We start from the raw sequence: 22,886 nt of genomic DNA, 5'->3' as shown, positions 1-22,886 counted from the left end.
AAAACGTTTAGCCCGCTAATTGTTTTAAATAAAGCAGGCGCTTTACGGCGTTTTATTAGCGGCTGTATTAATAACCTCCTTTAAGGTTTCTATAACCGGGTCAAGGCCCGCACCAAAATATTTTTCATTCTTTTCAGGTGTCATCCGGATATCAGGCAGCAGGCCCCTGCCCCGGTCGTTTTTAGCATTTACCGCATAGGTCCAAAACAAGGGCAAATGCAGTTTTAAACGGGTATTTGGCAAAGTAACATCTACCAGTATGCCGCCATCGCAGCCGGCAGCGCCGCCACCGGTTTCCTCGCCAATAATTGTGCAGTTGCGCTGTTGTTTTACAGCCGCCGCAAAAAGGGCGGCTGCCGAGAAGGTGCCGCCGTTTATTAACAGGTAAACATTGCCTTTAAAACTACCCATCCGGGTTTGCTGTATAACATCATCATTATAAACCTCGCGGTACAGCTGCCTGTTAATATTTTCGATATCATGCAGGATAGTCATGTCTTTGGCAGTATTGTCGGCCAGGTGCTTAAAAAAGGTAGGATTTACATACATTTCATCGGCCAGGGTAAATTTAAAATCGTTGGTCATGAAATAGCCCATCAGGTCCGCCGCTACCGAAGTTTTACCGCCCGGATTATCGCGCAGGTCAATTACCAGGTTCTCTGCCTTATGCTGTTTAATATCCTTAAATAGTTGGCGGTGTAATGATTCATATTCTTTTTTATAGACAAAATCGGGGACGCGCAAAAACGCCGTATTTGGCATATCTGCGGGATAGCTAACCGAGGGCAATCTTTCGGGATTTATAGTGCGCGGCATTACTTTGGCTGCCTTAAAAAGACGGGTTTTAATTACCCCTTTATATTTAACGGTAATTAAAAATTGTCCCTGATTGCCATGCAATAAATTATACAGCCAGTTAAACTCCTTTTCAATTCTAAAATCCTTAAAGCTGTTGCTATAGCCATCACCTGATTCCAGGCTATGCATTTGCTGCAATATTGAAGTGCCGCGTTCATTATTGATCACTAAAATTTCGCTCCCGGCTTTTAACAGCGAGTCGTCTGCCCGGGCACGGCGCTTTATAAACAGCCGGTTATCCTCGGTATAAATAGTAAACGGCAGTAGCAATGCGGGCGTGAGGTTTAACTGCCGGATAGTTTCGTCTGCAAAAGACACATGGGTATGCCCCGATTCTATTTTGACTACCATTGTTTGAAGCACTTTCCAAAAATCCAGCTCATTCATTGGATGGTCAAGCTTAACCTGAGCCTGGTTAAAATAATAGTCGATGGTATCCTTAAACTCGTACCGGTACAGGCTTGGGTGGGCCTTTTCTAAAGTCGTCCGAAAGAAAACAAAATCAGTTTTTAATTGGTTTACTGAATAATATTTACCGAAATTGCTTTTTACGGTGTCCTGCCCCCGGCAGAAAACACAAAGCGACAGTGCGAGAATTGATAGATAAAGGCATTTCATAGGATGCCTAAATATATTAAAAGTAACCATCGCAAACAAAACAGCGGCTTAAATTTCAACAATCGGGTTCACCTTATACTAAACAATTTTTATTTGAATATTTTTACATTCATTTTTTATCAGATCATAATATGAGCACAGAAGTAAATATTCCACGCCTTGACCTTAATACCTATGTAAACGGTACTGCGGCAGAGCGTAAACAATTTTCGGACGATATTGGCAAAGCTTTTAATGAAACCGGCTTTGTTACCATTACCAATCACGGTTTAAGCAAAGAATTAATTGATAAACTTTACGCACAGGTAAAAGCGCTTTTTGCCCTGCCCGACAGCGTAAAATCAAGCTATGAGATACCTGAACTTGCCGGCCAGCGCGGCTATACCGGCAAGGGAAAAGAAACCGCCAAAGGATTTAAAACCCCCGACCTGAAAGAGTTTTGGCAGATTGGCCAAACCGTTACCGATAACCCGGCACTTAAAGCAGAGTACCCGAAGAACCTGGTAGTAAAAGAACTGCCCGAATTTAATACCACCACTTTAGAGGTTTACAGCAAGCTGGAAGCAGCCGGCAAGCAGTTACTGCGCGCTATTGCCGTATACCTGGGCCTTGATGAGCATTATTTTGATGATAAGGTGCATAACGGTAACTCTATTTTACGCACGCTGCATTATTTCCCTATCGAGGACCCGGATTCAGTACCGGCGGATGCTGTACGTGCCGGCGCGCATGAGGACATCAACCTGATCACTTTACTGATTGGCGCCAGCGCCGACGGCCTGGAACTGCTTACCCGTGACGATAAATGGTTCCCGGTGAAAGCGCATGGCGAGGACCTGGTAGTTAATGTGGGCGATATGCTACAACGTTTAACCAACAACAAACTAAAATCAACTACTCACCGGGTGGTTAATCCGCCGCGCGAATTAATGAAGAACTCGCGGTATTCGGTTCCGTTCTTCCTGCACCCGGTGTCTGATATGGATCTGACGTCCTTACCTTCAACTGTTGATGCCGCGCATCCAAAACTATATACAGACATTACCGCCGGCGAATACCTGGATGAGCGCCTTCGCGAAATAGGGTTGAAGAAATAGTTTAGCGTTTATAAGTAACTTTTAACAGGCATATCATAACCCGGTATGCCTGTTTGTTGTTTAAGGTAAACTGGTAAAATCAATTTGCGGGTGCGGGTTACCGGTAACTGATCTTGTCAACGGCGTAAGCAATGGCGTAAAGTCATTAAAGAAACCGCCGTTACGCAGATAAAACAGGCTACCTGCAACACTGCCGTTATAATCTTTCCTGTAATTGATCTTTGCGGTTGCATCGCCGGTGAAAAGCGCTTCATTTAGCGGATACCATTTGCCGTCGATATCAACTATCCATTGGTTACCAAAAGAAACACTCCTTGACTTATCGCCTCTTTCCGGATCAAAATTTTCTAAAAACGAATGTAATCCCTTTAAATACGACCCGGATTGCGGCCGTTTAAAACTGGCAAGCAATTGCCAGCCGGCTGACTTTAGCGGTTTAAAATAAGCGGTATATATCGTGGTCTCGGCTGCTATATCACCCTGGGCATGGATCAGAAAGCAATAAGTCTGCCCTGCCACCCAGGGATAGATCATATAACTTTGCCCGCCGGACCCTTCGCCGCCAAACTCGCCGCTGTGAACCTTACTGCCTTTTTTTAAGCGTTGTATTTTTAAATTACCAGGGATGCTTTTGGGGTCATCAGTAGCATACGGGCTCCATACCGAAAACAAAATGCGCCGTTCAGTTGCCGAGTTTACCTGCATCCCAAAATAACCACCGCTAAAGCCATCTGCCATAAAATAAGACCCGGTAACATCCTGCCCAACCGGTACCGTAACCTCATTATAGAACCATTCTGTTGTATTTTTTGCTTCTGCAGGTACTACGTAGTTTAAATGCACCGACGGGCCGCGCCGTCCCCAGTAAAAATAATTGCCCTGGTTGTTTTTAACGTAAGCCGCGCCATTTTTTAGTGCCGGCCCGGCTAATACCAGGTCGCTTATCCCGGCAAAGACAGGCCCGGTTCTTGACAGACCGCGTAGCTCAACTTTAATATAGCCGGGTTCTTTAACCGTTATACTGCCAAAATTCACTGTTTGAAATTCAGTATTTGAAACTGACCGGATTAAATTGTTATTTAAAACGTTAACACCTATTCCGCTTGATCCGCTGTTGACGCGTAGCTTTAAGCTTATATTTAAATTACCCGTTGCTTCGGCGCGAAAATAAATGCTGACCACATCGTCGCTGTTATACCAGTTGGTTAAACCTTCGTCAGTAATTGAAGCCTTTGCATTAGGGGCAAGCCAGCTATTACCGCCCAACGGTATGGTAACCGTACTATCAATAAATTGTTGAGCGGCTGATACGGCGCCCAGGGAACCGACGAGAAAAATCGCTGTTAATAATACCCGGCTAATAAAATTACCGGCTATACCTGTTAAAACTAAAGCTGTGTCGGCCCGTAAATTACAATTTGCCATCCATCTCAGCTTTGATGGCCCTTAACAATTCGTGCGGGTGCTGCGAGCCAATGATGTAAACCAATCCATCTCTGTCTGTTAAGTGGATAGCATCTTTACCGGCAGCAAAAAAGCGGATGGTGCCTTTGGTGTGCAGGTTGTATACCGGGTTGTTAAATAAATAACGGCTGTAAGGCGCTATTTCTGCTTTAACGATACTGTTCAGATCAATTTTAACCAGGCGGGTTGTCCACAGGCCATTTAGCAAAATGCTTTTATTCTCAACCCGGGTTCTGAAATGCAGCAGGAAACCCATGATGATAGAAATAATCAAAATAGCAAAACCGACAACCGCCAGCAAATCGCCGTTTTTATCGTCCACATCGGTAAGGGCGTAGGCGGCAAAACAAAATATAGCCAATACCAAACGGATGGATAGCGGGATAAATTCCCTGCCCAGGTATTGTTTCTCGGTGTAAACTGTTTTTCCGCTCATTTTACTTTATACAATTCGAATATAGTTACTTTTTTGGTGTTATCAGCTACTTTATAACGTTCGTCAAGCCGGTGGCCGCCTATCCATATAATGTGGCCGTTACCATTTATTAATAACGGTATTTTATTTTTTTCGTGCAGCGGTATTTTAAGATTGATGAAAAAATCACTCAGTTTTTTGCGCGTTTTCATCCCCAGGGGATAAAAAGCATCGCTTTGCTGCCACGTACGGATGCTTAATGGATAAACCAGTTTATCCGCATCAACAGAAACTGCCATCGGGTTATCTTTTACAATAAGGGGTGTATCATCATGCAATACCGTTAGTTTATAATCGCCGTAATTAATACTATTATCAGTACCCGATAGCTCGACCGGCTCATCTGCCGGCTTATTTTTTGGGGTGATGATCAGTTTGTCCCGGTCAAGTATCAGCTTAAAATTTGCCGCCTCAAAAACCTTACCCGAATGTTTATTTAATACCGATATCAAATCATCCACGGCGGTCTCATTAAAGCCGTAATCCTGCAACAGCTTAAACAACAAAAGCCTTTGCGGGTTTAGGGCTTTAACAGCATCCAGTTGCAGATAAACATCATCACCACTATCAATAAACAGCTCTTTTTTTAGTTCGGCCTGGCGCAGTCCAAGCAGCACCTCCATATCCCTGAAATGCCGCAGGTTATTTTCGAAAGTGTGTTCCAGGTTGGGATTAAGCTGCTGCAGCTTGGGGATCACCTCATGTCTTAATTTGTTTCGGGCATATTTTACAGATGCGTTTGAGCTGTCTTCTGTATAACTGTAGCCGTTTTGCTTAATCAGCGCTTCTATCTCGCCGCGCGTTAAAAATAACAGGGGCCTTACCAGCCATCCGTTTTTTGGTAAAATGCCATGCAGGCCGGCAATGCCGGTGCCGCGCACCAGGTTTAACAATATTGTTTCAATCGCGTCGTTTTGGTGATGCGCCAGCGCGATGACGGTGTAATTGTTTTGTTGCCTTAACTGCTCAAACCAAGTGTACCGTAACTCGCGCGCTGCCATCTGGATGGATATTTTATTTTCAGCGGCATATTGTTGGGTGTCGAAATTGATGGTATGAAAGGCTGCGTTATTTTGTTGGGCAAGGGTTTTACAAAATTGCTGATCGGCATCAGCTTCGGCGCCGCGTAATTGAAAATTACAGTGCGCAATTGCAAAATTATAACCGGATGATTTTAATAAATGCACCATTAATACAGAATCCATACCGCCGCTTACCGCGGCCAGCAGCGTGCCGCTACGTTCAAACAGGCGGTTTTGGTCAATAAAATCGGTGAATTTTTTATCCGGGAGCATCATCAAAATTATTAATTTAATAACCCCAACAAAAAACTAATTTTGCAGCAGTGAATAAATACGTTTTAAGTTTATTGTTTTTACTGGCGGCAGCGTCGGTTTGGGGCCAAAGCAAATCAAAAGTAAACCTGGTTAGCTCAAGCACCATGCGGGCCGTACCGGGCCCAAACGGCGGCCGGATAATCAAGGTGCATAACGGCGTATTTAAACAGGACTATTCAACATTAACCTCTGACAGCGCCTACTTTTACCCGGATCTGAACATGGTTGACGCGTTTAGTCACGTTGTTATTAACCAGGGCGATACGGTACACATCTACTCAGACAAGTTAAACTATAACGGTAACACTAAAATTGCCTTATTAACAGATCACGTGATAATGGTTGATAAGGACGCTACCTTAACCACCAATAACTTTACCTATAATACAGCCACCCGCATTGGTACTTATGTTGATGGCGGCAAACTGGTAAACAAAGGCAACACGCTTGTAAGTAAAAACGGCTACTATTTTGCATTCTCCCGCGACGCTTATTTCAGGTATGATGTTGTTTGCACCACGCCTGATGCGGTGATTAAAACGGATACCATGCGCTATAACTCGGGCACCCGGATTACCTATTTTTATGGGCCCACCATTATAACGGGTAAGGATAAAGATAACTTGTACACCGAAAACGGCACCTATAATACGATTACCGAGCAGGCTTTTTTTGGCAAAAGGAATTTATACACCCAGCAAACCAAAACACTCAGGGGCGATAGTTTATTTTATGACCGCCTTAAAGGTTATGGCCGCGCAACCCGGCATGTTACTTTTAATGACAGCGAACAGCGGATAACGCTAAAGGGAGACCTGGGCGAATATTATAAATCAAATGAAGAAGCGGTGATGACGCGGAACGCCTACATGATCTTTGTGACGGAAGATAGCACGGCCGCGAAACCTGCCGCCGATAAAAAAGCGGCGACCGAGCCTGCAGCGCTAACCAAAGCGACCAGGCTTTTAAAAGTCGACAGTATTGCTAAACAGGCACCGGCATTAAAGGGTGATATTAAGCCCGGCGATAAAAAACTTACGCTGAAAGGCATAACAGATTCGATTACCAAAAAACTGCCGGCAGGCCCCAGGCCAACCATTCCGGTCAAAAGCAGTACCATCAAAAGCCTGACCGACTCGGTCAACAAAAAATTACCGGGGCTAAAAAACACGCCTTTATCTCCCACGCAGGCACAAACCGTTAAAAAAATCATCCCAACCTTTACCAGTGTCTACAAATTTGCCGATACAGTAAAAGACGTACCTAAGGCGCGCCCTAATATCCATTACGACTCTCTGTTTTTGGTTGGCGATACGCTGGCCACACAAGTAATAACGTACAAGCAGCTTAAGGCGTTAAAACAACAGCAATATGATGCCAGCCACCGCGACACGTCAATTAAAATTGTAAAAAAGGCAGCGCCGATCGTTTATACCAAAGCCCCTAAGTTTATTAAGCTTGAGCCGATGCAATGGCCGGTAGATACCAGCTTTATCCGCCGCGAATATTTTGGAAAACCTGCCCCACCCAAACCGGCCGCCCCTAAAAAAGGAGATAAACCAAAAGCTACGGCCCAGGATACGTTACGGCGTAAAAAAACAGCCGATTCGCTGGCCCTATTGGCGCCAAAAGGCCTGAGTGATACGGCAAGGATCAGGATAGTGAGGGCTTATAACCACACCAAAATATTTAAATCTGACCTGCAGGCCAAGGCCGACTCGATGTTTTATGCCAGCAGCGACTCAACCATCCGGATGTATGTAAACCCGATGATCTGGACCCAGGCATCGCAACTCTCGGGTGATACGATCAACCTGCAAATGAAAAATAAAAAGCTGGATAACCTGGATATGTACCCGGCGGCTTTCATTGTAAATATTGAAAAGAAAGATTCTACGTTTTACAATCAGTTTGGCGGCAAGAGAATGCATGGCACGTTTAAAAACGGTAAATTAAATTCGTTTGCAATTATCGGCAATGCCGAAACCATTTATTTTAAGCGCGATACGGTAAAAAATATCGTAACAGATATGTCAAGGACGGTGAGCGGTAAAGCTTATTTTAATTTTGAAAACGGCGAACTGGCAAATAACTCTTTTGTAGAAAAATACGAAGCCCGGGGGATGCCGATAGGGAAGGTAAAAGAAGACGACAAGATCCTGAAAGGGTTTATCTGGAAACCAAAGGACCGGCCGGTATCCAAAGAGTCTGTTTTATCATCGTACCACAGCAAAAAAGCTGTTGCCCCAAAGCCGCCTGCAAAAGCCGGCGCCGCCGCTTCCAAACCGGGCAAGGCCCCGCTTAAAAAACCGGCAGACCTTAAAGCCGGTAAAGACACGTCCGGTAAACCGGCTAATCTTAAAATACACACGGATAGCCTTACCAGGCCGGGCGTAATTAACTTAAAGCGTGATACATTGGCCAAGCCGCCGGCAATACCAAAAACGGGTAAGGACAGCGTGAAAAAGGACACGGCACCGGCAGTGCGGAAATCCATCATTTTAAAACCCTAATAAAAGGATTATTGCGCGTTTAAAAACGTTATCAGCTGCGCTACCGCGGCAGCACGGTGACTGATGTTGTTTTTTTCAGCCAGCGTCATTTCGGCAAAGGTGATATCATAACCGTCAGGCTGAAAAATCGGGTCGTAACCAAAACCGGCGGTGCCGCTTAATTCTTCGCGAATGGTCCCTTCAACCATCCCTTCAAAAAAATATTCCGCGCCTTCCCACATCAAAGAGATCACCGTCCGGAAACGCGCTTTTCGATTTCCTTTGCCTGCCAAATTTTTTAAAACCAGGGCATTATTTGCTGCGTGATTACCCTGCTGGCCGGCGTAACGTGCCGAGTAAACACCCGGCTCGCCGTTTAAAGCGTCTATCTCCAGTCCGCTGTCATCACCAAAGCAGTTAACCCGGTATTTATCATAAATATAATGGCTTTTGATGGATGCATTGTCACGAAAGGTGGTACCCGTTTCGGCAATATCATCATGGCAATCAATATCGTCAAAACTTAATAACTGTATGCGTCCGGCCAGTTTAGCCTCAACTTCTTCCAGCTTGTGGGCGTTGTTGGTTGCAAATACTAATTGCTTCATGTATTACAAATTTTTCATTTGATCCCAGAAAGCTTTTTTGTGTGCGGTGCTGTCCATCATTTCATCAAAGCTAAAGCTGTATAGTGCCGTATATCCCCCGGCATCTTTAAGCTCGTTAAGCGCTAACGCCTCCATATTTGCGGGCAAAGCATCTTTGCCCAGGATCAGCAGCCTTTGGGGTTTAAAATAACTTAACAGTTCATCTAATGCGGCATTGCGGTTTTTAGCCATATTAAAGATAGCGATATCATCTAGCTCATGCTCTTTACGTTTCAATATATTTTGGAGTGCGGTTAAATGCACATCGTCAATAAAATCGTGCCCGGTATAATGTGTGATAATTAAAAATGCTTTTTTGTTTTTACCCAGGTAATTAAATTGTACCGCCGGCGTTTGTACAACAGGGTGGCTTACAGGTTCGGCAGGGGGCAGTGAAGCGGCCTCAGGCAACACATCGGCAACGGGGCGGCTTGTGGCCGGCCCGGCAAGCGTTTTGTCGCCTGGTAACAGGTAGATATCGTCCTGAAGTATAAACCTTAACGCGGCGGGGTTGTCTGCTCTCACTTTAACAAATTTTAACCAAAAATAGTTAAAGTGTTTGAAGCTTTATTGGCATATTCGCATAATTATAAAACCGGCGTATTAAAAGACTAGGTTTTACAGTTATAAATTGATAAATTTTACCGAAATTCGGACGTTTTTACGGGTACCGGCCCGTAGCATATTTAAATAGCATAAATGAGAAAGTTTGGGATAGTAGTTTTAGGTTTTGTTTTGTTTACAGCTGTTGCTGACGCGCAGCAAGTGGTATTAGATAAAATTATTGCAGTTATAGGCAACAGTGTTATATTACAATCAGACATCGAGGGATTAAATGCGCAGTACCAGGTGCAAAACCAGCATCCTGACAAATGCTTACTGACACAAAATTTAATCACTCAAAAATTACTGGTACAGCAAGCCGCGGTAGATAGTATTGATGTGAAAGAGGATGAGCTTCAACAGGAAATAGACCGCCGCATGCGCAGCATGACACAGCGCGCCGGCGGACAGGACAAGCTTGAGCAGTTTTTGGGCCGCTCATTATTGCAATATAAGGAAGAGATCCGCGGAGACGTAAAGGAAATGATGGTTGCACAAAAAATGCAGGCGCATATTACCGAAAAATTAAATACTACCCCGCAGGATGTAAGAGATTATTTTAGAAAAATACCTACCGACAGCCTGCCCACTTTTAACAAAGAGGTTGAGGTAGCCGAGATAGTTTTTGAGCCTAAACTAAGCAAGGAAGAAAAAGATATTTATCGTCAAAAAGCACAGGACCTGCTGGACAGGATAAAGAAAGGTGAAGATTTTGCCACCCTGGCTACTGCCTACTCACAAGATCCCGGATCAGCTGCACAAGGCGGTGATGTCGGCTTTGCAGATCGTAATACTTTTGTTAAAGAATTTACGGGCTGGGCATTCAGGTTAAAAGCCGGAGAATATTCGCCGGTTTTTGAGTCGCCGGATTATGGGTTCTTCTTTTTGCAGGTGCTTGAGCGCCGCGGCGAACAGGTACACGTACGCCATATCCTGATAACCCCGCCTATTACACCCGAAAGTTTAGACAGGGCAAAAGGCAAAGCTGATACCATATATAAACTGGTGGCCAAGTACCATACGCCGGATGTTTTCTCGCATATAGCTACGGATTACTCAGACGATAAAGAAACCAAATACAATGGTGGTTTAATGCTAAACCCCAACAATGTTGAAGTGCGCACGTCTTTTATCCCAACCGATAAATTAGACCCGCAAGTTGCACTGGTAGTTGATACCATGAAAGTGGGCGGTGTTTCAAAACCGGTATTATATACTGACGAAAGAGGCAAAAAAAGCTACCGCATATTTTATTTAAAATCTGTAATTGACGCGCATAAGGCTAACCTGGAGCAGGATTTCCCTAAAATAAAGGCGTTTGCAACCGATGATAAAATAAACCGCACCGTTAGCCAGTGGTTCGCTAAAAAAAGAAAAGAAACTTACATTAAAATCGACCCTAAATACCAGGCCTGCCCGGTGCTAAAAGATTGGGCAACAGCAAGCAGCGCCCAGGTTAACCCATAAAGCTCATGCAACACCAATCCGACGTAGAAGCTGCAAATGCTTTAAAACATGCTTACGAGCAAATTCGTAAAGAAATAGGCAATGTTATAGTTGGACAGGATGAAGTAGTGAAATTTGTGCTGATATCTATATTCAGCAACGGCCATTGTTTATTGGTGGGCGTACCGGGGCTGGCTAAAACGTTATTGGTGCACACCGTGGCGCAGGTATTGGATCTTGATTTTAACCGGATACAGTTTACCCCCGATCTGATGCCGTCAGACATTATCGGGTCTGAGATCCTGGGCGAAGACCGCAACTTTAAGTTCATCCCCGGCCCGGTTTTTTCAAATATTATTCTGGCTGACGAGATAAACCGAACGCCGCCTAAAACGCAGGCCGCTTTATTAGAGGCCATGCAGGAAAAATCGGTTACTGCCGCAGGCGTTACGCATAAGCTGTCACAACCATTTTTTGTTTTAGCCACCCAAAACCCCATTGAGCAGGAGGGCACTTACCCGCTGCCTGAAGCACAGCTTGACCGTTTTATGTTTAAGGTATCTTTAAACTATCCATCGTTTAAAGAAGAGTTGCAGATTGTAAAAAACACCACCAGCACAATAAACCAAAGCGTTGCTAAAATATTAAATGCCCAACAGATCATTTATTTCCAACAGTTGGTCAGAAATATCCCGGTGGCCGACAATGTGCTTGAATATGCCGTAAAGCTGGTTTCAAAAACACGTCCCGACGGTGAATTTGCGGCACCCCAGGTAAAACGCCTGCTAAACTGGGGAGCCGGCCCACGTGCATCGCAATTTTTAATATTGGGCGCAAAGTGCCATGCCGTTATCCACGGGAAATACTCGCCTGATATTGAGGATGTACAAGCCGTAGCCAAACCTATATTAAGCCACCGGATCGTCCGCAGCTATCACGCCGAGGCCGAGGGCTTATCTACTGATGATATTATATCGCAGTTATTTTAGTGATTGGAGATTAGTTACTATATTCCCTTCAAAAGGCTAAAAATACCTCATAATAAAAGAGGCTGACCAGTTGGTCAGCCTCTTTTATTATGGAAGGGTCACTACTAATCTCCAAAATCAATTTTCTATGGCAGAGAATACTTCCAGCAATATGTCCCATTTATGAGAAGCGTCAAGCTCCCAGATCCGCACATAGTTGTAATTGCTTACGATGTTACCTTTTTTAATCCGGGCACGGCCATAAGTATAAGCAAGATCATTACTGGTTGAGCGGCCGCCACTAATGTTTTCGGCAGATATGCTGATCGCTTCGTTATTTAAAAATTTCAGTATTTTGTCCGTACCGGTCATGGGCTCAAAGCCGGGGAAGTAATAACGACCCTCAGGGCTTAAAAACTCTTTGTAGGCACCTAATGACGACAGGGTTAAAGCTTGATTTAATGATTTATCGGTAGCTATGATGATGTTTTTCCCGTTAAACGGATCTTTGTTCACCACCGGTTTTTTGGTAGCATCAGGTTCTTTAAAATCTACCGTAGCTTCTTTTTCCATTTCGGGATGTTGAATGCCAAGGTCAATCAGCAACTTCATTTTTCCATCAGCGTCAGCCCGCCAGATCGAAACGTAGTCGCCATATACTTTATCATCCTCATTTTTACCGTTCAAATAAACGTAGGGGCCGGCGGTAAAAGCCAGGTCGCCGTTGTAGGATATGCGCGCAAATTTTGGTTCCCACTGCAGGGTACCGGGTTGTTTTTCAACGCTATTATAAAAATCTGCTATTTTAACAACTTTGGGTCTGAATACAATGCCTTCGGGGTCAGCAACGGCTAAAAAGCCTGCTTTAATACCCTTACGGGCAACCAATTTATTAAAGGCATCTTCGGCTTCAACTACTTTACTAACCCGGGCAGGTACCTGCGCTGCAGCTATAGCGGCATAACAGATAAAGGAGATGGTAGCCAATGCAATTTTTTTCATTTTTTGTGAGTTAGGGAGATTTATTAATTAATGTTTATCGGGTCGATTTTCGGACCAAGTCCTGTTTTTATTTTTTATTAACGCTAATTACTGAATTAAATTTTACTCCAGTTTGTTCCTTCTTTACTATCCTTTAACTGGAAGCCTATTTTTTGCAACCCGTCCCGTATTTTATCAGAGGTGGCGTAGTCCTGGTTACCTTTTGCTTCGTTGCGTAAATTAACAATCAGGTTCAATACTTTAGGGAGGTCATCATTAGCGGCTTGTTCGTCTTTTAATCCCAAAACATCAAACACAAAAGTGGTAATGATGTTTTTTAAAACTTCAAGATTAGCCGTGTCCAGTTTCAGTTTACCATCATGCACAGAGTTGATGATGCGGCTGGCCTCAAACAACTCGGCAATTAATACCGGGCTGTTAAAATCATCATTCATGGCATCATAGCAACGCTGCCTTAGCGGCGCCACTTCAACATCGCTGGTGGCTGATGGCTTCAGGCTATCCAGCAGGCTAACGGCATTCATTAAACGCTTAAAGCCCTTATCAGATGCTTCCATAGCCTCGTTGCCAAAATCGAGTGTACTGCGGTAGTGGGCCTGCAAAATAAAGAACTTAACGGTCATCGGGCTGTAGCCGCGGTCTAAAATAGAATGCTCGCCGGTAAAAAGCTCATGCGGCAAAAAACTATTGCCTAACGATTTTGACATCTTTTGCCCGTTTACCGTCAGCATATTGGTATGGATCCAGTAGGTAGCGGGGTTTTTATCGCAGCAGGCTATGTTTTGCGCAATTTCATTGGTATGGTGCGTAGGTACCAGGTCAATCCCACCGCCGTGGATATCAAACTGGTCGCCCAGGTATTTATGGCTCATGGCCGAACACTCCAGGTGCCATCCCGGAAAGCCAACGCTCCACGGCGAGGGCCATTTCATCAAATGCTCGGGCTTGGCCTTTATCCACAAGGCAAAGTCAAGCTTGCCGCGTTTATCATCCTGGCCGCCAAGGGTGCGGGTATTGTTTAGCAGGTCCTCTAAATTGCGGCCGTTAAGCACGCCGTAATCATGGGTACTGTTATATTTTTCAACATCGAAATAAACAGAGCCGTCAGCTTCGTAAGCGTAGCCCCTTTGCAGCATGATCTTTATCAGCTCAATCTGTTCAATGATGTGGCCCGTTGCGGTAGGTTCAATGCTTGGGGGCAGGGTGTTAAATATCTGCAAAACGTCATGAAAGCCAACGGTATACTTTTGTACAATCTCCATTGGTTCTAACTGCGCAATTTTTGCTTTTTTTGATATTTTATCTTCGCCCTCATCGGCATCACCTTCCAGGTGCCCGGCATCCGTAATATTACGTACGTAACGCACCTTATACCCGATATGGGTAAGGTACCTGAATATCAGATCAAACGATATATAGGTACGGCAATTGCCTAAATGCACATCGCTGTATACCGTGGGCCCGCAAACGTACATACCCACGTGCGGAGCATTAAGCGGCTTAAATTCTTCTTTTTTACGTGTTAAAGTATTGTAAACAAATAAATTTTGCTCCATGGTGGCAAACTTACGATTTTTCGGTTTTAGTTGGGTGGCCGGATTAAGCTGATTGCGCGGGTGATTAATTTTTACAATCGGTCAACCTGTTAACATTCTTGTTTTACTTCAGTAGCAGGTCTGCACATACGGGGTAATGATCAGATAATTTTCTTTCGATGATCGTATAGCTGGTAACGTCAAAACCCGGGGTGGCCATAATATAATCTATCTGGTAGTTTGGAAAATCGCCGTTATAGGTGCGCCCCAGCCCGAAGCCTTTCTCGCAGAAGGTATTCTTGAGCCCCTTAGCCATTTGGTTTACCGCGAATGATGACGGCGTATCATTAAAATCGCCGGAAATGATATAAGGGTACGGACACTGCGACGCGTGGCTCCTTATTTTAGCAACCTGTTCACTGCGCTTGATGAATGCTTTTTTTAATTTGCTGCCCAAGCGCCTGGTTGAGCTAAGGTCGGGCTTCCCTTTTTTAGCAACGGTGTCCAGATAACGGTAATCCTCGGGCTCAAAATTGATCGACTGCAGGTGCATGCTGTACACTCTGAAAATACGTCCATTTTTATTAATGTCGGCATACAGGCATTGATTACCGTTATTCATTCCGGATAACTGGATAAGCCCTTTTGAAACTATCGGATATTTTGAAAAAATAGCCATGCCTGATTTCTCTTCATCGCTACCGGAAAAGTTCTCAAAATAGTAATTATCGGATCCGATAATTTTTGACACGGAGTCGATCATGGCATATTGGCCGCGTTTGCGCGCGTAAAATTCTTGTATGCCTATAACATCCGGTTGTTTTCCGGCTATTATCTCCAGGATCTCATGTTTGGTGGAGATGTCTTTACCCGAGCCAAATTTTTTAAAGTCGTGGACATTATAGGTCATCATTCTGATAGCGTTCGGGTCCTGCGGTTTTACAACGTTGCTGTTTCCCGGATGCATCCCGATGTTATCCTCTAATACCGTAATCCCGCAAAGTATGCCTAAAACAGAGATGAGCACCAACCATTTTTTACGCAGGGCCCAATAAACCATCATAATTATATTGCTCAGCAATAATAGCGGATAGGCCAGCCCGAAAAAAGCTACGGGCCAGAATTTTCTGGGATCGGTTATCGGGGCGAGATAACTTATCAGCAAAGCCAGGCATAAACCACAGTTAATCCATAAAAAAACTTTATCAATAAAGGGTAGTTTTTGCTTTGATCTCATTTTTTGCTGGCGCGAAATAATGTTTCTTTTTCCTGCTTGCTCAGGTTATCATATCCCGTCGTCGAAATTTTATCTAAAATACGGTCAATCTCTTCTTGCCTCGGCGTGCCCGGCGCGCTGCGGTCCATATTATTTGACGCTACTTTTAGTTTGGATCTTTTCTTAAAAATGCCGGCTATGGCGCCAATCATATCCCGACCTTTTTGCAGTTGCCTTACGTATATAAACCCAAACAAGGCGCCACCCAGGTGCGCAATTTCGCCACCCGCGTTAGGGCCATTTATACCCCAAAAGCCCATTGCAACATAAAACAGGGCTATCCATTTTAACTTAACGGGCACTATGCCAAAAAGCATTATGGTATAGTTTGGAGTAATAGTTGCGGCACCTGCAATAATAGCCATAACACTGGCCGAACCACCTACCACCGCGCTCAGTAACAGTACACCGCTTTGTGAAAATGCCGGAAATATATTATAACTGGCCACAAAAAGCAAGGCGCCCGCCAATCCGCCCAGCAGGTATAAACCTAATATACGCTTATTTCCTAAAAACTCTTCAAATATCTGCCCCATCCAGTATAACCAAAGCATGTTAAACAGCAGGTGCCAAAAATCGGCATGCATAAACATGTAGGTAAAAGGTGTCCAGAAGCGGACCGCCAGCTTGGGCAGATAGGCCGGCAATGACAGGTAATCGTAACTATAAACATCTACAATATTGGTTCTGAATACCAGCTTTTCAAATATGGATAGCGCACTAATCACCAAAAAAATAAATACATTAATGCCAATGAGCAGGTAGAGTTTACTACCTGAATGGAACATTTTGTATTGTATATTTTGCCAAAAATTCATGATCGTATAAACCTCGTTAAATCAAATTTCGGGGACCTTGCAGGCGCCATGCTTTTACTAATATAAAACCTAAAATAGCACCGCCCAGGTGAGCAAAGTGCGCAACATTATCGCCCCCAAACTGGCCCACGCCCAATGACAGCTCAATTAACACATAAACCGGGATAATATATTTTGCTTTTACCGGTACCGGTATAAACATGATCATTAGCTCGGCGTTTGGATAGAGCATACCAAAGGCAATCAGCAAACCAAATATTGCACCCGAGGCACCAACCATGGGCGCAAATAAAATTTCCTGAAGTTTGGCAATCACGGCAGGATCAGCACGGAAATCTAACGGTACCGTAAAACTGCCGGTCATAGCATGCACCTCGTAAGCCTGAACCAGCATTTGCAATGCCAAAGCGCCTATCCCACAAATAAAATAAAAAGCCAGGAAACGTTTTGAACCCATAACATACTCAACTATCCCTCCGAACGAATATAGCGCAAACATATTAAAGATGATGTGCATCCACCCGCCATGCATAAACATGTAGGTGATGGGCTGCCACGGTTTAAATAATGGCGACGCAAAATAGTAAACCCCAAACATAGCCCCTACCGGATCGGCAGTGCCGGCAAAATTATGACTATAGATTAATGATGGCAAAAAGCATATAATATTGATGATCAACAGGTTTTTTACAACCGGGGGTAAATGGGCTAACGGGGATTGCATAGATGTTTAAGTATATTTTTATTTAAGGTTATTTTTCAAACCGTTCTATTAATTCATTTAATGTAAAGGTACTAATTACCGGCTTGCCATTTAGCGCCACATTTGGCATCTGGCATGCAAAAAGCTGGTCGGTTAACAGGTTCATTTCTTCTGATGACATTTTGGTACCGGCTTTAATAGCTGCATTACGTGCTAAGGACCGGGCAAGGTTGTCCCGCTTATCCAGTTTTAATATAGACTGGTTGTTTTTAAACCCTTCCAGTAAACGTTCCAGCAATTCATGTTCGCCCACATTATTCAGGTCTGCCGGTATCCCCTCAACCACTACCGTGTTTTTGCCAAATTCGCGGATATCAAAACCAAGCGCCCTGATATCCGGCATCAGCTCTCTCAATAACTCAAAATCGGCGCCGTTTAGTGTAAGCGACTGCGGAAATAAGCTTTGCTGGCTAACCCCCGAATGGTTTTGCAGTTGTTGTAAAAAGCGTTCGTACAATATCCGCTCATGCGCGGCCTGCTGGTTGATGAGCATAAAACCCGATTTGATCTGCGACATGATAAACCGGTTATGGATCTGGAAAAACTGTCTGTCGGTTGATTTTACAATCTCCTGCTCATTCACCGCCAGGGTTTCTTCGGCATGTATTTCCTGCTGAACGATGTTATCTCTCTTGCTGATCTCGTACAGCGTATCCCAGTTTTTGGGGATAGGGTTGCTTCGGTTACTGTTATTACTGCCGCCGCCGGTATCGCGTAAAAAAGGCAATTCGCGGTCGGTTTTGGCAAACGGATTAAAATCAGGGTTAAAAGCAATTACCGGCGCAATGATCTCTGCAAAAGGCTTGGGCGTTATTAAATGCTCAATGCTGTTTTCCTGGTCAAAATCCAAACTCGGGGTTATGTTATATCGCCCTAAAGAACGTTTCACTGCCGAGCGGATGATTGCATAAATAGCTTTCTCGTCCTGGTATTTGATCTCGGTTTTAGTTGGGTGTACGTTGATATCGATTTTTGAAGGATCAATATCAATAAACAGCACATATAACGGGTAAGTATCGTCAGGCAGCAATTCCTCAAAAGCGGTTAATACGGCGTGATTCAGATACGGGTCCTTAATAAACCGGTTATTTACAAAAAAGAACTGTTCGCCGCGGGTGCGTTTGGCAAACTCGGGTTTGCCCACAAATCCCCGCAGGTTAATAATTGTGGTATCCTCTTCAACCGGAACCAGGCGCTGGTTATAGTTATTGCCAAACAGGTGGATAACGCGTTGTTTTAACGTGGTTGACGGCAAATGATAAACCTCCTGCCCATCATGATGCAGCGTAAAAAATACCTCGGGGTGCGCTAATGCCACCCGTTGAAACTCGTCAATAATATGGCGCATCTCCACCGGGTTACTTTTTAAAAAGTTACGGCGTGCCGGTATGTTATAAAATAAATTCTTTACCGATATTGACGTACCCGCTATGCCCGAACAGGCTTCCTGTTTGATCACCTCAGATGCTTCGATGAAAATCTGTGTACCCAGCTCATCCTCATGGCGGCGGGTTTTTAGCTCGACCTGCGCAATAGCGGCGATGGATGCCATTGCCTCGCCCCTGAAACCCATGGTGCGGATAGCAAACAGATCCTCGGCTTTCTTAATTTTCGACGTGGCATGGCGCTCAAAGCTCATACGCGCGTCGGTACCGCTCATGCCGCAGCCATTATCAATAACTTGTATCAATGATTTGCCGGCATCCTTAACAATCAACTGTATCTTATCCGCCCCGGCGTCAATAGCATTTTCAATCAGTTCTTTTACCGCGGATGCCGGTCGCTGTACCACCTCGCCGGCGGCGATCTGGTTAGCAACTGAGTCCGGTAAAAGCTGAATTATATCTGACATTTATAAAATTTCCCTTCAATTTCGTTTTCGATGCTAAATTAATTATTTGATAGCATAACTTTTCTTTTTTTTGACTCAGCCCGCCCCTGTCTGAAAGACCGGAGGGCGAACCTGAGGCAAATAATAATTAAATGGTTTCCTAACTTTATGATTAACTGGTTGTATATACCTTAAGTGTAATATATTTACAGCACACATCATCTGTATGAAAAAACTTTGGCCCCTCCTGCTGCTTTTTGCGGCAGCCTGTAAGCAAAAAGAGTATAATGCCGATCTCTTAGTTAAAAACGCAGTAGTTTACACCGTCGACAGCGCGTTTACCACCGCTAATGCCTTTGTTGTAGCTGCCGGAAAAATTGTAGCCGTTGGCGATTTGGCGACGCTGCAGGATAAATACCTGGCCCGCGAAGTTGTGGATGCCAAAGGAAAAAGCGTATACCCCGGCTTTATTGATGCGCACGCTCATTTTTTAGAATATGGTTTGGGCCTGGTACAGTTAGATCTGAAAGGGCTTAAAAGCTGGAACGAACTTATTGATACGGTAAAAGCTTATGCTGAACGGACCCCCGATGGCTGGATAATTGGCAACGGCTGGGACCAGAACTTATGGACAGGAAAGCAATTTCCGGATAAGGCGAAATTGGATTCCCTGTTCCCGGTAAGGCCCGTGATATTGCACCGGGTTGACGGGCACGCTGTGATTGCCAACCAGGCGGCCTTAAACATTGCAGGTATTAAGCCCGGGCAAATTGTTAACGGCGGCCAGGTTGAAACCGTAAACGGCAAGCTTACAGGTATACTGGTTGATAATGCGGTAGGTTTGGTAACGCGCAAAATACCCGACCCGACAGATCAACTGATACAAAATGCCCTGCTGAGTGCGCAAAGCAACTGTTTTGCGGTAGGATTAACAACTGTTGATGATTGCGGCCTGCCTTATACCATGGTTAGCACCATTGCCGAGCTGCAGCATAAAGGCGCCCTGAAAATGCGGTTGTATGTAATGCTGGCCGACAGGCAGGAAAATTATGATTATCTTTTTAAACGTGGCGTATTTAAAACCCCGGGGCTGGATGTGCGCGCATTTAAAGTTTATGCTGACGGTGCGCTGGGCTCAAGAGGCGCATGCTTATTAAAACCCTACAACGACAAAAAAAACTGGAACGGTTTTTTATTAAGCAGCCAGAAACATTTTGAGGAAGTAGCAAAAATGATTGCCGAAAAAGGTTTCCAGATGTGTACCCATGCCATTGGCGACTCGGCTAACCGGGTTATCCTTAAAACTTATGCCAGCGTGTTAAAAGGCAAAAACGACCGGCGGTGGCGCATTGAGCACTCGCAGGTAGTATCGCCCGATGATATCAATAAGTTTGGTCAATACAATATTATTCCATCTGTACAGCCAACCCATGCCACGTCTGATATGGAATGGGCCGGGCAGCGCCTGGGGAGCCAGCGGCTAAAGTCGGCTTACGCTTACAAACAATTGCTGCAACAAAATGGCTGGATGCCTTTGGGAACGGACTTCCCGGTAGAGAATATTAGTCCGTTTTACACCTTTTACGCAGCAGTAGTGCGTAAAAATCTGAAAGGACTACCGGCAAACGGGTTCCAGCCGGAAAATGCCCTTAGCCGCGATGAAGCATTAAAAGGCATGACCATTTGGGCTGCAAAAGCTAATTTTGAAGAAAAAGAAAAAGGCAGCATTGAAGTAGGTAAATATGCCGACTTTATAATAACCGACCAGGATTTGATGAAGGTTAATGCCAGTGCATTGCCAAAAGTTAACGTATTAAAAACCTATATAAACGGAGAAAAAGTATATGAGCGAAAATAAGCCAAACTGCTTACTTATAATTTTATTAGCATTTACCTTATTCAATTATGCATGTGCACAAAACGCTGGTCAGGCTTATCTTAAAGAACAAAAACTGGTTGAGCAATCAACCGTGTTATTAAATAATGACAATTATCTTATCCCGCTTAAAAACATTGGCAATTTAAAGATTGCCAGCATCCACTTATCAAACCCCTATGCTTCGGGTTTTGACAGTTTGTTAAATAAATATGCCCGGGTACGGTCTGTCAGCATAGCAGCTTATGCCGGTAAGCCCATCAGCAATTTAACTGCCGATTTAAAATCATACAACACGATAATAGTGCAGGCCAATGAGGCTGATCTTAACAATGCCCAGCTGGTAAAATTTATAACAGATAATCAGCATGTCAGAAACGTGGTGGTTGCTTACTTTGGCAGGGGGCAGGCGCTGGATAAACTAAACGAGGTTACCGCGCCGATACTATACGCAGAGCGGACCACAGCAGTAGCCGCCGGCTTTAGCGCGCAGGCTATTTTTGGCGGCATTGCCCTTACCCGGAAGTTAACCGGCACAGTTACCCAGCGTTACCGGTTTGGGATGGGTTTTTTAACAGAGAAAACCCGGCTTGAATACAGCGTGCCCGAGGCCGCCGGCATTAACTCGGGCAATTTGCAGGACATTGATAAAATTGCCAAAGAAGCCATGCTGGCCCATGCCACACCCGGCTGCGTGGTTTTGGTTGCCAAAGACGGCAAAGTGATATTTAATAAAGCCTATGGTTACCGCACCTATTCGGCAGATGTGGCTGATCAGATCACGGATATTTTTGATGTGGCGTCAATGACCAAAATATCTGCAACCACCATTGCGGCCATGCAGCTTAAGGACGAGGGCAAACTAAATGTTGACTCGACTTTGAGTTATTACCTGCCCATTACCCGCAATACCAATAAAAGCGATATACAGCTGCGCGAATTATTGCTGCACCAGGCCGGCCTCATCCCCGATATCCCAACTTTTGAAAAAATAACACCTGCCGACCACAGTACCGATTCATCAGCGCTGTATCCTGTCAAGGTTAATAATGGTTACTACCTGCGTAAAGACTATTTTAAAGATATTATGTTCCCTGCGATACTCAACTCGCCGCTCAGGACGCGCGGGCAATATGTTTACAGTGATTTGAGCATGATCTTAATGCAGCAGGTTATTGAGGCTGTTACCAACACGCCTATCAACCAATATGTGCAGCAGCAGTTTTATAACCGGTTAAACATGCAAACTGCGGGCTTTTTACCGCTTTCGCGGTTTTCGCCCGGCCAGATCGTACCTTCCGAGGATGATGAAGTTTACCGCCATGCCGAACTGGTGGGCTATGTAAACGATCCGACAGCTGCCCTGATGGGCGGGGTTGCGGGCCATGCCGGTTTATTTGCCAGCGCTAATGATATTGCCATCCTTTACCAGATGTTGTTAAACAAAGGTTCGTACGGTGGCGACCAGTACTTTAAACCGGAAACGGTTGATCTGTTTACCTCAAAACAAACCCGCATCAGTCGCAGGGGTTTGGGTTTTGACCGCTGGGACCCCATAACAGATCATCATTATCCATCTGAACTGGCATCGCCGGATAGTTATGGCCATACCGGTTACACGGGCACCTGCGTTTGGGTTGATCCTAAATATAACCTGGTATATGTATTCCTGTCAAACCGCACCTATCCCAAGGTAAGCAGCAAGCTGGGCAGCCTTAATATAAGGCCCCGCATACAGGATGTGATTTATAAAGCAATAGCGAAAGGGCTTTAGCCGGGG

18 protein-coding genes are annotated in these 22,886 nt (G+C 44.6%); 6 read left to right on the top strand and 12 right to left on the bottom strand.

Features of this window, described 5'->3' with window-relative positions:
• Positions 1-42: 42 nt before the first annotated feature.
• A complete protein-coding gene (locus tag LJ658_RS07550; protein WP_230545871.1) occupies positions 43-1,476 on the bottom strand; it encodes a S41 family peptidase in 1,434 nt (477 codons plus the stop codon).
• 131 nt (positions 1,477-1,607) lie between these two features.
• On the opposite strand from LJ658_RS07550, the gene LJ658_RS07545 reads away from it, so the two are divergent.
• Entirely contained in the window at positions 1,608-2,573 is a 966-nt protein-coding gene (locus tag LJ658_RS07545) for an isopenicillin N synthase family oxygenase (RefSeq protein WP_230545870.1), read from the top strand.
• A gap of 60 nt (positions 2,574-2,633) precedes the next feature.
• On the opposite strand, the gene LJ658_RS07540 is transcribed toward LJ658_RS07545, so the two are convergent.
• From LJ658_RS07540 to tilS, 3 genes are read right to left on the bottom strand one after another with little or no spacing between them, the layout of a single operon-like run.
• Positions 2,634-3,998: a DUF5077 domain-containing protein gene (locus LJ658_RS07540; RefSeq protein ID WP_230545869.1), complete on the bottom strand. Its 1,365-nt coding sequence runs from the start codon at positions 3,996-3,998 to the stop codon at positions 2,634-2,636.
• Complete coding sequence (locus tag LJ658_RS07535; protein WP_230545868.1) at positions 3,985-4,473, bottom strand: hypothetical protein; 489 nt, start codon at positions 4,471-4,473, stop codon at positions 3,985-3,987. Before LJ658_RS07535 ends, LJ658_RS07540 begins: the two co-directional genes overlap by 14 nt.
• Complete coding sequence (gene tilS / locus LJ658_RS07530) at positions 4,470-5,810, bottom strand: tRNA lysidine(34) synthetase TilS (RefSeq protein ID WP_230545867.1); 1,341 nt, start codon at positions 5,808-5,810, stop codon at positions 4,470-4,472. Before tilS ends, LJ658_RS07535 begins: the two co-directional genes overlap by 4 nt.
• Positions 5,811-5,857: 47 nt before the next feature.
• Here tilS and LJ658_RS07525 point away from each other — a divergent pair, with 47 nt between their 5' ends.
• Positions 5,858-8,362 (top strand): OstA-like protein, encoded by a 2,505-nt coding sequence (locus tag LJ658_RS07525; RefSeq protein WP_230545866.1) that lies wholly within the window; start codon positions 5,858-5,860, stop codon positions 8,360-8,362.
• An 8-nt stretch (positions 8,363-8,370) separates the two neighbouring features.
• On the opposite strand, the gene LJ658_RS07520 is transcribed toward LJ658_RS07525, so the two are convergent.
• Entirely contained in the window at positions 8,371-8,949 is a 579-nt protein-coding gene (locus tag LJ658_RS07520; protein WP_230545865.1) for a non-canonical purine NTP diphosphatase, read from the bottom strand.
• Positions 8,950-8,952: 3 nt separating this feature from the next.
• Positions 8,953-9,513 (bottom strand): hypothetical protein, encoded by a 561-nt coding sequence (locus LJ658_RS07515; protein ID WP_230545864.1) that lies wholly within the window; start codon positions 9,511-9,513, stop codon positions 8,953-8,955.
• A gap of 174 nt (positions 9,514-9,687) precedes the next feature.
• On the opposite strand from LJ658_RS07515, the gene LJ658_RS07510 reads away from it, so the two are divergent.
• Both LJ658_RS07510 and LJ658_RS07505 read left to right on the top strand, forming a co-directional pair.
• Positions 9,688-11,058, top strand: coding sequence for a peptidylprolyl isomerase (locus tag LJ658_RS07510; protein WP_230545863.1), 1,371 nt, complete (start codon positions 9,688-9,690; stop codon positions 11,056-11,058).
• A 5-nt stretch (positions 11,059-11,063) separates the two neighbouring features.
• Positions 11,064-12,026, top strand: coding sequence for a MoxR family ATPase (locus tag LJ658_RS07505; protein ID WP_230545862.1), 963 nt, complete (start codon positions 11,064-11,066; stop codon positions 12,024-12,026).
• A 117-nt stretch (positions 12,027-12,143) separates the two neighbouring features.
• Here the strand turns inward: LJ658_RS07505 and LJ658_RS07500 are convergent, their stop codons facing one another.
• The 6 genes from LJ658_RS07500 to mutL form a co-directional block, all read right to left on the bottom strand.
• Positions 12,144-13,007 carry a nuclear transport factor 2 family protein gene (locus LJ658_RS07500; protein ID WP_230545861.1) on the bottom strand — a complete coding sequence of 288 codons (864 nt, stop codon included), beginning with the start codon at positions 13,005-13,007 and terminating at the stop codon, positions 12,144-12,146.
• A 95-nt stretch (positions 13,008-13,102) separates the two neighbouring features.
• Positions 13,103-14,563: a cysteine--tRNA ligase gene (cysS, locus tag LJ658_RS07495; RefSeq protein ID WP_230545860.1), complete on the bottom strand. Its 1,461-nt coding sequence runs from the start codon at positions 14,561-14,563 to the stop codon at positions 13,103-13,105.
• Positions 14,564-14,666: 103 nt separating this feature from the next.
• Positions 14,667-15,779 carry an endonuclease/exonuclease/phosphatase family protein gene (locus tag LJ658_RS07490; RefSeq protein ID WP_230545859.1) on the bottom strand — a complete coding sequence of 371 codons (1,113 nt, stop codon included), beginning with the start codon at positions 15,777-15,779 and terminating at the stop codon, positions 14,667-14,669.
• A complete protein-coding gene (locus LJ658_RS07485; protein WP_230545858.1) occupies positions 15,776-16,606 on the bottom strand; it encodes a rhomboid family intramembrane serine protease in 831 nt (276 codons plus the stop codon). Before LJ658_RS07485 ends, LJ658_RS07490 begins: the two co-directional genes overlap by 4 nt.
• A 46-nt stretch (positions 16,607-16,652) precedes the next feature.
• On the bottom strand, positions 16,653-17,360 hold the full coding sequence (locus tag LJ658_RS07480; RefSeq protein ID WP_230545857.1) for a rhomboid family intramembrane serine protease: 708 nt from the start codon (positions 17,358-17,360) through the stop codon (positions 16,653-16,655).
• A 28-nt stretch (positions 17,361-17,388) separates the two neighbouring features.
• On the bottom strand, positions 17,389-19,251 hold the full coding sequence (mutL, locus tag LJ658_RS07475) for a DNA mismatch repair endonuclease MutL (protein WP_230545856.1): 1,863 nt from the start codon (positions 19,249-19,251) through the stop codon (positions 17,389-17,391).
• A gap of 205 nt (positions 19,252-19,456) precedes the next feature.
• On the opposite strand from mutL, the gene LJ658_RS07470 reads away from it, so the two are divergent.
• Together LJ658_RS07470 and LJ658_RS07465 are read left to right on the top strand one after the other, a co-directional pair.
• Entirely contained in the window at positions 19,457-21,088 is a 1,632-nt protein-coding gene (locus LJ658_RS07470) for an amidohydrolase (RefSeq protein ID WP_230545855.1), read from the top strand.
• Positions 21,075-22,880, top strand: a complete 1,806-nt coding sequence (locus tag LJ658_RS07465; protein WP_230545854.1) for a serine hydrolase — start codon at positions 21,075-21,077, stop codon at positions 22,878-22,880. The genes LJ658_RS07470 and LJ658_RS07465 overlap by 14 nt, the downstream gene beginning before the upstream one ends.
• Positions 22,881-22,886 lie beyond the last annotated feature (6 nt).

Source organism: Mucilaginibacter sp. UR6-11, assembly GCF_020880695.1.
In the GTDB taxonomy this organism is placed as follows: domain Bacteria; phylum Bacteroidota; class Bacteroidia; order Sphingobacteriales; family Sphingobacteriaceae; genus Mucilaginibacter.
Note: the sequence above shows the minus strand (reverse complement) of the source record. Positions and strands in the feature narration are given on the sequence as shown.